Genomic DNA, 9710 nt, shown 5'->3' on the forward strand with positions numbered 1-9710 from the left:
GTAGGCAGCCTGTGGTACTGGGATCCTTGGATCGGTCGCATCCGTAGCGTCGTGCAGGACTACATCGACCACGCTGACTCCCGCCCTGCGTGCACGGGCGCCAGCTCCGCGCCGGACTGCGCGATGAACACGTAGGCCGCCTGGTCGTCCGAGAAGCCAACCGAGTACGGCTCCCCGCTGCGAAGAGCGTCCATCGCGATCTCCGACTCCTGGTGATCAGTCAGCCAGAGGATTGGCGTTACGGCGTGATCAGGGTCCAACTGATCGACGAGCTGCGTCACGCGCATCTGCATCCAGCGAACGGCCCGCCGGGCGTCAGCCGTGGGCTGCGAGCCGAAGAGAATTGGCTCTCCATCACCGTGCCTATAGGCGACCGCGTAGCACCAGAACGCCGTTCGAGACTGGTCGAGTGTCCGGAGACTGGCGGGTGGCGGCCCCACCCGCAGACCGCCAGTGGGTGCACCGGCCGCCGGCTTGCCCGCTCGCCGACCGGGAGGTCGGGTGGCATGCTTCGCCCGGCGACGCCCCCCGCCGAAACCCAGCGCCTTCCGCACTAAGCCCCTCACGCCGCTGCCCCCTGCTGCCCGCTGCGCTGCGGCAGGAGTACTGGTCGCCAGGAGCCGAACCACAGCGCACAGCGAAGTCCGGTTCTCACGCGACCGCCTCCTGATGACGCAGTACCCGTGCCCACACGATCTTGCTCTCCTTCGTCGTATTTACGTCCATCTCAGCGGCCATCTCCCGGACCAACATCAGTCCCCGTCCGTGCTCCCGGTCCGGGTCAGCCATGATGTGAAGCGCCAAGTCCGGGCGCTGGTCCTGAACTTCAAGGCGACAGCCGTCGAATCCGCCTTCGATCCGGACACGGACCAGATCTCCCGGCTTACTCGCGTGACTGACAGCGTTGGTGATCAGCTCCGAGAAGATGAGGAGCACCTCGGCCAGCCGATCCGTCTCCGACCAGCCCCAGGCGCACAGGACCGTTCGAACTTCGCGACGGGCAGCAGGCACCGAGCCGGGGGCGGCTTCGAATGCCCGCTGCCACACGCGCAGTTGCTTCTCAGCCGCCATGGTTGCCACCTCGATCGCTCCGATCTTGCGGGCACTGGAATGCCTCCACGGGCTGCTGCCATGCAGGAAGGAGGTCCCGGCGCCAGACTTCGATCACTGTGCGTCTTGAGACAGAAACGCTACGCTTTGCATCGGACCAAAAGGACTGACTGCCAGTACGGGTAACTCCGCATGGTTGGTGCGAGGTTGGAGCAACGTGGCGGCTCGTAGCGGGGCCCCGGGCCTCGAAACACTGACTGGCAGCAGCCTTGAGCCTGCAAAGCGGCCCGGGGCCGTCTCCGGGCACCTGCTCAAGGAGATTCGAACACGCATCGGCGTCTCGCAGGACGACCTGGCGGAGCTTCTGCAGGTCGACAAGAGCACGATTCAAGGTTGGGAGTCGGGTCGCCGGGCACTGAACTCCGCGCGCGCCGGATCACTTCGCGTCCTCAAGCGCAACCTGCTCCGCTTAGGGGGCGACCCTGCGCTTCTGCTCATGCTCGACCAGGCGCTCGACGCAGACAGCGTCATCTCCTTCGTCGTGAACGCGCCTGCCCTCCACCATGCCGACGATCACCCCCTCGCGAGCTGGGTCCTCACCCGGGACACCACCCACATGCTGGCCTGGGCGCTCACCGGAAACCCTCCCGCGTCTCTACCCACGACAACGAAGCTCCCCCGGCGTGGCCCCACCCCGAGTTCTCCCCGCCTACCCAACGACGAGTTGGGCACGTTCTTCAGCCAGATGCGCCGCACCGCCGAACTCGCGCAACGGTCGGGCGACGAGGCCGCGCTTCTTCGCCGGCAGGCGCTCTACCTCTGCTCGTACGACAGCTCACCCGACACGGCCGCATGGCTTGCCGAGATACGGCGTCGCCCGGAACAAGCCCGTCCACGCGGCTGGTCACCGGACTGGGCCGACGCTCGCTCCGTCGCAACATCGCTTACCCGGCACGGGGACCAAGCCGCACTGACCGCATTCATCGAGACCGGCATGGACGACGAGATCGGTGAAGCCGCGAACCTGAACTACTGGGCCTACTGGCTCGGGATCGACTCACTGCCTAAGACCAACGACCAATTCATGATCGCCACCCCGGCCCAGTCCTGGGACGCCCTTGCCCTCCTACGCGGACTCACGGACAGACTCAAGCCGGGACTCGCCGCAGTCGACCTCAACATCCACTCGGTGTGGGCTCTGCTGGCACTCCGTGGTGGCCTCCTGGCCGCCGACCCCATCCTCAATCGGACTCTCCAGGAACAGGTCACGGTCCTCCTCGACTCCGACGGAATCTCGGCACAAGCGCGGCGGGAGCTCACATCCGTGCACTACGGTCTGAGACTGACCACCTGATCTTCAGGAAGGACGAGTTCAGTGAATGACCGTCAGGAAGCCGAAGGCACCGTCAGCTATCTGCTGGAGGCGGGTGCCCTCAAGCGCGCGAAGCGCGCCGGGTGGTGGATCGCCGGCATCAAGGATCCCGAGACGATCGCCGAGCACTCCTGGCGAACGGCCGTTGTCGGCGCGGTGCTCGCCATGATGGAAGGCGCCGACCCAGCGCGGGTCGCGCTGCTCTGCACGTTCCACGACACCCAGGAAACTCGTATCGGCGACATTCCCTGGATCGGCCGCCGGTACATCCAGGCCGCGTCGAACGAGACGGTGACCGCCGACCAGGTGGCCGACAGTCACCCCGCCGTTGCCGAGGGGATCAGCGCGATCGTCCACGACTACGAGAACGGTGACTCCCTGGAAGTCCAGGTCGCGCACGACGCGGACAAGTTGGAGTGCATGCTCCAGGGGCTCGAATACCTCCAGCAGGGCTACCCCGCTGCCCAAGAGTGGGTGGACAGCACCCGGGCGAAGCTCAAGCTCCCGTCGGCGATCGCCTTGGCCGATGCCGCACAGACCATGTCGCTGGCCGAGTGGCAGCGAACCTACCTGCGGTAGTCACTGCACATCAGGTCGTGGCCCGAACGCCCGTCGGCAACGCGGGTGGGAGGTCGGCCAGTCGGCGGCGTCGTGCACGGTGCGCAGTGTCCGGGCTGCCTTGTCAGGATCGCCGTGGGACGTCCAGCCGCAGTCGGGTCCGTCGAAGACCTCGACGAACTTCACTCCCTGCTCTCGGGCTTGGTTGAGGGTGCCTGCGTTGTACGCCACCGCGCTCTTGGCCAGCACGGCGGCCTCGGCCCAGGCGCGGACTGGCACGCGAGCACCGTTGCGATAGACGACGTACTCGAGCTGGGTGCTCGCGGCCAGCCGCTCTGCAAGAGCCCGGGCGGCCTGCCACGCGGTGACGTTCCCCGCCGCGAGCAGCGGAACCTCGCGGCGGGCAGCGGCGCGGGCCGCCCGGTAGAAGGCATCGGCCATCCGACCGGTCTGCTGGCTGCGAGAGAGGAAGTCAGCGTAGGAATCTGCAGCGAGCGCCTGGAGCGCGTCATGGTGGATCAGCGTCCACACGAAACGGCTGCCCGTCACAGCTCCAGCAGCTGCCGCCCCCTGCTCGTACAGGTGCGGAAGCTGCCGACTGACGAACTGCACCGCCTCGTCGTCCACATCCCGCCGGAACGCCTCGATGGCCTGCTTGAACTCCTCCAGGGTGGCCAGGATGTGAGACGCCCGCCGGTTGTCCGCGAACGCGGCGATCACGGCGGCTTGGCGTGCGGCGAGCCGCTGCCAGGCGTCCTCGAGGACGGCGGCGACCCGGTGGGCCACCTCCTCGGCGCCGCCGGGCACCAGCGGCGGCCAGTCGTACGGCACGGCGGGCTACCGGGCGCGTCGCGTCGGTACGAGGGCGGTGACGTCCAGGTGCGGGGCCGTGTCGTCGGCCGGAATCTCGTCGGGGCCGGGGTTGGCCTGGATCGCGGCGAGCTGCCGTTCCAGGCCGGTCAGGTTGGCGGTCTGGTCCATGGTGACCACGCCGTCCACGACCAGGCGCAGGGGTTCCGCGAGCAGCTTGGCGCGGCGCTCGGCCAGCACCTCCACGGCGACGGCGCGGGCGCTGCGCAGGCGTTCGTAGCGGCCGGCGAGCTGCTCCGGGTCGGTGGGGCCGAGCTGGGCGAGCAGCCAGGCCCGCACGGTGTCGTCCATGTGGGTCTCCTCTTGGGTGCGGTGAGGCCCGGCACCGTGCGGTGCCGGGCCTCGACGGGCTACTCGGAGTCGCTGTCGTTTCTGTCCGGCGCCTCGTCGGGTTCCCAGGCGTCGGGGTGGGTGATCAGCGCGGCGACCTCGGGCTCGGGCTCGTCTCCGGGTTGGAGGATGATCCGCTCGCGCGTGGTGGGGTGGTCGAGGTGGACGGCGGTTGCCAGGCGGGCGCCCATCAGAGGACCTTCGCCACGATGTGGGCGTCCGGAGTGTGCAGCACGGGCATGCCGACGGCGGCGCCCTTGGTCCAGATCTGCACCGGGTCGTCCTGCACGCCGCGGGTGATGATCACGCCGGGCGCGTCCTCGCGGTCGATCTCCGGGTTGCTGCCGCGCGACAGGACCAGGGCCTCGGCCGTGATGCCGAACTGCAACTGGCCCCACTTCGTCCGGTCCGGCGGCAGCATGATCCACCGGTCCTCGGGCAGGACCCGAGTCGGTGCCCCGTCCACCCGGACCTGCGCCTTGTAGAAGGTGATCGGCGGGAGGCCGTAGTTGCCGCGCACCACGTTGACCTGCTGCGGCGTCAGGGTCGCGGTCGGCGTGTTCGACGGGTTCACCGACCCGTAGTAGGCGGCCCGGTAGGAGTTGTTCTTCGCCAGGAAGCTGAACGCCTTGCGGGAGGTGAGCACCATGGCGGGCTCGGGCGCACCGAGGTCGTCCAGGTACTGGATCCAGGCGAGCTCGTCCGCGATCGGGTCGGAGGTGGGATCGGACCACGGCTTCGCGGCGGTCGGCATGTTCCCGGCGGGAACACCGAAGTCCACCTCCAGGGTCAGGCCATTCTCCCCCGCGAGCGTGAACTTGCCGTCGAGGAGGACATCGCCGGCGGCGAGCTCCAGCCGGGAGCGGATCGCCTCGACGTGGCGCTCCACGTCGTCGTAGAGGAGCTCGATCAGCCGGTCCTGGTCGGCGCCGTGGGACTGCTCCAGCAGGATCTGCTCCTGCTCGCCGACGACGAGCTTCTGGCCGAGGGGCGGCAGGAAGCCCTCGCGGGCGTTCTCCCACGCTTGCCGGTCAGCGAACGGCACGGACGCGTCGTAGGCGCGGTACTTCGCGGTGTTGACGTAGCGGCCGTTGTTCTTGATCCGCCACTTCACCTCGCGCGAGACCAGCGTGGGGAACACGCTGTCGGTCAGCAGGAAGTCGGCCGGGCTCGGGATGGCGCGGGCGAAGGCGGTCAGGTCGTGGGCGGTGACGCCCTTGATGAGGTCCTGGATGGTCATCGGTCAACTCCTCTCAGACGAAACGGATCTGCGGGCCGGTCACCGACGGTGTGACCTTGGTGGTGTCGATCCCGCCGGGCACCTTCGCGGCCTTGACGACGCCGTGCCACAGGAGTGCGGCGGGCACCTTCGGCTGGCCAGGGGCGAACAGGGCCTCGGCGAAGACCAGGCCGGCGAGGTTCTGGGTGCCGTCGGCGGCGGCCGGGTTGAACGGTCCGTAAAGGCCGCTCGCGGTGATCTTCCCGACCGGGACGCCGGACACGACCCGGCTGTACGGCTGTGTGGTGTCGGTGGACACCTGGTAGTGAGTGCCTGCGGTGAACTTCGAGATGTCGAGGGTGATCGTGTCGATACTGTCGGTGCCGTGCAGGCTCGCGAGCCAGCTGCGGTCGGCGGTGTAGCTCGCCGAGCTGCTGATCGGCTGGATGGTCAAAGCCCCTCCAAGGGACGGAAGGCGGAATGGTCGCGTCTCGCACTCACCAGCCGGTGGTGCCGTCCACGAGGAGGGGCGTGGTCCCAAAGGCCCGGGTGACCGCCGGGTCAGGAAGGCAGGAGGAGGTCTGGAGGTACCCGCGCCGCTTGGCCATCTCCAGCCCAGCGGAGCCGGTGGCCGGGGCCTGGCCGCGGGGCGGCGGTCCCCCAGCGGGAGCACCACCGGGAGCGGGAGGAGCCGTCACGGGCGCGGCCGGTCCGAACAGCTCCGGCCGGCGGGTCTTCAGGGCGGCTGCGGCGTCCCTCACTGCCTGGTCGTCGGCGTCGTCCGCCACGTCGAGAAGCCGCTCCGCATCAGCGAGGCCGTCGCCCGAGGCGCCGAGGCGGGCCAGCGCGGTCTGCCGGACAGCGGCACGCAGCCGCGCCTCGGCAGCCTGCTCACGCAGCTGAGCGGCCTGCTCGCGCTGATCGGCGGCCTGCTCGCGCCGCTGGACCTCGCTCAGGGCGGCCTGCTCTGCGGTGCGCTGCGCCTCGACCCAAGCCGCCAGGGCGGCTGCGTCGGCGAACCCGAGGTCGGAGACGAGCTTGCGGACCGCGGCGCGCTCGCCCTGCGACTTCTCGCGGGCCAAGAGGCGAGTCAGGGTGTCCTGGGTGATCAGGGTGCTGCCCGGGTCCGGGAGCGGCGGTGCGGGAGGCAGCGTCGGATCGGCTGCCGGTAGGGGCGGCTGGGGAACGGCGGTCATACGGATTCCTCCAGTACAGCGCCCCCGCGCCGATGATCAGTGTACTCAGCCGTTCGGCTGCCAGCAGGCTTCCGAGATGCGCCCACCCGGCGGCGACTGCACGCTGTGGTGGTGAGCATCGTGGTGGTCCTGGAGCTCGACGAGCAAGGCTCGGCGCCCAGCTCCCTGCCCGGCGGGGAGCCGGACGACACCAACATGGTCCGACAGGTACACGCGGCCCCGAGTGACCCCGACGTGCCGAACGACCCCGGATCGACCACCCTGTGCGGTCTCGACACGGCCGGGATGCTCACCGAACCGTGGTCACCAGACCGACCCGGATCACGGTGGTACCCACCGCACTGGGCCAGGCAGATCTGCTCAGCCTGCGACGCCGCGGTCCGATCCGTCTGAACTGGACAATGCCCGGAGGTCCAATGGATTGGGATGCCCTCGTCGGAGGTCTCGTCGGTGCCGCTGTAGGCGCAGGGATTCCCGCAGTTGCTGGCTACCACCAGCTTCGGCGAGCCCGCCAAGCAACCGATGCTGAAGCGTTTGGCCCGGCATTGCTGCTGCTTGACCAGATCCATCCTGACCGTGTGTCAATGAACGTCAGTACGGACCCCACTGTTGAGGATGCAAAGTGGGTTCCACTTGCGAAACAAGCGCAAGTGGCTCGTGAACGGCTGCTTGTAGTCCGCGCTGGCCACCCCCGACGGCGCGTCCGGGACAAAGCCGGAGACGCCGAGGTCAAGCTCGCCAACGCCTACATATCCTCGCGGTGGCAGGCAAGCGACATGGCGCAACACAAGGGCAGCTTGGAATACCGAGAGACTGCCCTTGGCAACCATGCCGAGGCGGTAAAAGCGGTGACCGATCTGATCAACGCGAACTTCAGCCGTTGGTAGTGGGACCCACCGCAGCGGGACTTACGGCCCAGCTGGCGTAGCCGCTCGCGGTTTGGTCAACTCGGGCATCGGTACCTTGGGGATCTCGGTGCTGGCCTTTGGCAGGCCGAGGTATTCGCGGACTGCGTCGTTGTCGGCGGTAGCGTCTGCGAGCGCGACGGCAGCGACGAAGGCGCGGGCCTGGATGCGCTTCACTTCGGCGGTGGCGTCCTCGATCGGGTACCCGGCGTCGGAGAGCATCCGCACCGAGGTCTCCAAGCTGAGCACTCCGGCCTGGAAGCCCTTGGTGACCTCGTCCAGTACGGCGGCACGGTCGGTGGGAGTGTGCGGCCCCCACACCAGCCTGGCGGGCAGCGTCTCCCCCGCCGGCCAGCCGTCCGCGTGCCCGGCCTGGTGCAGACGGCACACCATCTTGAACAGCAGGGCGTACTTGTGCGCACGGGCAAGGCGCATCGCCGAGACCAAGGCGTCGAGCGGGCCCAGCGCGAGTTGCAGGGCGTAGCCGGACGGCACGGCCGACGGGTCGAGGGTGCCGAGCCCGGAGGAGGTGAGGCGGCTGTTGCCTGCCACCCGGTCGAGGAGGTGGTCGACGCGGGCGCGCAGCTCGGCCAGCTGCGCCGACGTGTCGAGGGTGTCCATGGAGCCGCCTTCGGCCAGCGACCAGACGGTGCCGGCGCGGACCTGGAGCGGCAGGGTGGCGCCGGTGGTGCGGTCCTTGGGCAGTCGCACACCCGACAGGCCGATGATCGGTGTGCCGGTGGTCGCCGAGGCGGCGGCCGAGTCCGAGTCCGTCGCGGCGAGTTCGTCGAGCGTCTGCATGACCTTGGCGATGCTCGGCTGTCCCCAGTGCTCGCCGGCGTCGGGGATGGTGTTGGTGACGTGGACGACCGGCAGGAAGTCGATCATCAGGTCGAGGGCCTGGAGAACCTCCCCGTCCGAGCGGACCCGATAGGCGGCCTTTGCCGACGGCAGGTTGTAGACGTCCTCGCCCGCCTTCAGCTCGTCCAGGAGCCACTCGGCGTCGGTGAGGTAGCAGGTGACCCCAGACGGGCGTCCCGGCGCCCACGGGTAGGTCCGCGTGATGCGGCCCGTCGCCGCGTCGAGCTGATCGCCAACGATCAGCACCCCGTCCCCGCCTTCGCCCTGGGCCCACTCCCGCATAGGGAGCCCGGCCTTGGACCGGCCTGGCCTGGTCGCCGGGCCGATCGGCCCCAGCTCGTAGGTGATCCGGCGCAGCCGAGCCTTGAGACCCCGCCGTTCGTCAGCGGGCAGCTCCCACGCGAAGTGGACTCGCGCCGGGCACTCCGCCGCGTCGACCTCATCGTCCGTCCACTCCGGGAAGTAGAACCCCGCGTCCATCATCCGCAGGGTCGGGCGGCCCTTGGCCGGCTCCCACGCCAGCGTGTACACCGCGTCCCCGCTGCGGACTGCGGCCCGCTCTGCCTGCTGGATGCGCAGCGGCAGGAGCTCCCTCTCCGCCCACTCACGAAGCCGCCCCTGCAGCCCGAGCGCCCGCTGCGCGTCGGCGGGCTGCTCCCCGCTCCCCTGATGCTCGGCGCCGGGGACCACGATGGTCTGCTCGCTGCCGAGCATGTAGCCGAGCGCGGTGTCGATCAGCTTCGAGGCGTCACCGAGCTCCCGCCGCTCAAGGCCGCTCTCGTCACCGGAGATGGCCGCGAGTTGCCCGGCCTGGTTGTTGTCGTACGCGGCGAGCAGCTTGTACGCCTGAAGGCGGCGAAGATCCTCCGGCGGCACCCAGCTGGCGGCCAGCTCCCCGAACGGGCCTGAGCCCCGGCGGATCGGGTTGGCCATCACCGGCTTGTAGTTCAGCCAGCTCCAGGCGTCGATGACGAGATCACGAAGGCCCACAGTGCCCCTCCGGCAGTCGGCCCCACGCCCGTGATGCAGCCTATCTGCGGCCGCGAGTAGCCCGAACGGGCTACTCAGTTCCAGAGCCCCGGAGTTATCCACAGGTTTCAGCAAAGCGGGCGCACGCCGATCCGCTCGCCCTTAACGTGGAACCCGCAGTGACGCAACGTCATGTCGCACCCTCACCAAGCCAGCGAGCAGGAGAGGGGGTGAGTGGAATGATCAAGTTCTTGGCCGTCATGACCAAGAAGGCGAGGACGTTATTGAAGTTCCACCCTGCGGCTGGACACTCTCCGTCTACGCCGCGAGGGTGTGGCCTTGCTGGTGCCGCTGGCGGATCTCGAGTGGCGTGAGGTAGC

At 69.0% G+C, this 9710-nt stretch carries 12 protein-coding genes; 3 read left to right on the plus strand and 9 right to left on the minus strand.

Going from position 1 to position 9710, the window contains the following annotated elements:
- Positions 1–59: 59 nt before the first annotated feature.
- Entirely contained in the window at positions 60–281 is a 222-nt protein-coding gene (locus tag ABT095_RS34680) for a hypothetical protein (protein WP_350533561.1), read from the minus strand.
- Between the two features lie 370 nt (positions 282–651).
- Positions 652–1071, minus strand: a complete 420-nt coding sequence (locus ABT095_RS34685; RefSeq protein WP_350533562.1) for an ATP-binding protein — start codon at positions 1069–1071, stop codon at positions 652–654.
- Positions 1072–1267: 196 nt separating this feature from the next.
- Here ABT095_RS34685 and ABT095_RS34690 point away from each other — a divergent pair, with 196 nt between their 5' ends.
- Complete coding sequence (locus ABT095_RS34690; protein WP_350533563.1) at positions 1268–2404, plus strand: helix-turn-helix domain-containing protein; 1137 nt, start codon at positions 1268–1270, stop codon at positions 2402–2404.
- A 21-nt stretch (positions 2405–2425) separates the two neighbouring features.
- On the plus strand, positions 2426–3001 hold the full coding sequence (locus tag ABT095_RS34695; protein WP_350533564.1) for an HD domain-containing protein: 576 nt from the start codon (positions 2426–2428) through the stop codon (positions 2999–3001).
- Here the strand turns inward: ABT095_RS34695 and ABT095_RS34700 are convergent, their stop codons facing one another.
- The 6 genes from ABT095_RS34700 to ABT095_RS34725 are packed head-to-tail and all read right to left on the minus strand — an operon-like array spanning position 3002 to position 6595.
- Positions 3002–3811 (minus strand): phage minor capsid protein, encoded by an 810-nt coding sequence (locus ABT095_RS34700; protein WP_350533565.1) that lies wholly within the window; start codon positions 3809–3811, stop codon positions 3002–3004.
- Positions 3812–3817: 6 nt separating this feature from the next.
- Positions 3818–4141, minus strand: a complete 324-nt coding sequence (locus tag ABT095_RS34705; RefSeq protein ID WP_350533566.1) for a hypothetical protein — start codon at positions 4139–4141, stop codon at positions 3818–3820.
- Between the two features lie 59 nt (positions 4142–4200).
- The gene (locus tag ABT095_RS34710) at positions 4201–4371 is read right to left on the minus strand and encodes a hypothetical protein (RefSeq protein WP_350533567.1); all 171 of its coding nucleotides are present in this window, start codon (positions 4369–4371) and stop codon (positions 4201–4203) included.
- Positions 4371–5420, minus strand: a complete 1050-nt coding sequence (locus ABT095_RS34715) for a major capsid protein (protein ID WP_350533568.1) — start codon at positions 5418–5420, stop codon at positions 4371–4373. The genes ABT095_RS34710 and ABT095_RS34715 overlap by 1 nt, the downstream gene beginning before the upstream one ends.
- Before the next feature lie 13 nt (positions 5421–5433).
- Positions 5434–5853, minus strand: a complete 420-nt coding sequence (locus ABT095_RS34720; protein WP_350533569.1) for a head decoration protein — start codon at positions 5851–5853, stop codon at positions 5434–5436.
- A gap of 43 nt (positions 5854–5896) precedes the next feature.
- Positions 5897–6595, minus strand: coding sequence for a hypothetical protein (locus tag ABT095_RS34725; RefSeq protein ID WP_350533570.1), 699 nt, complete (start codon positions 6593–6595; stop codon positions 5897–5899).
- A gap of 299 nt (positions 6596–6894) precedes the next feature.
- Between ABT095_RS34725 and ABT095_RS34730 the strand changes: the two genes are divergently transcribed.
- Positions 6895–7482, plus strand: a complete 588-nt coding sequence (locus ABT095_RS34730; RefSeq protein WP_350533571.1) for a hypothetical protein — start codon at positions 6895–6897, stop codon at positions 7480–7482.
- Between the two features lie 21 nt (positions 7483–7503).
- On the opposite strand, the gene ABT095_RS34735 is transcribed toward ABT095_RS34730, so the two are convergent.
- Positions 7504–9351, minus strand: a complete 1848-nt coding sequence (locus tag ABT095_RS34735) for a hypothetical protein (protein ID WP_350533572.1) — start codon at positions 9349–9351, stop codon at positions 7504–7506.
- Positions 9352–9710 lie beyond the last annotated feature (359 nt).

The organism is Kitasatospora sp. NPDC002227 (assembly GCF_040296285.1).
In the GTDB taxonomy this organism is placed as follows: Bacteria; Actinomycetota; Actinomycetes; order Streptomycetales; family Streptomycetaceae; genus Kitasatospora.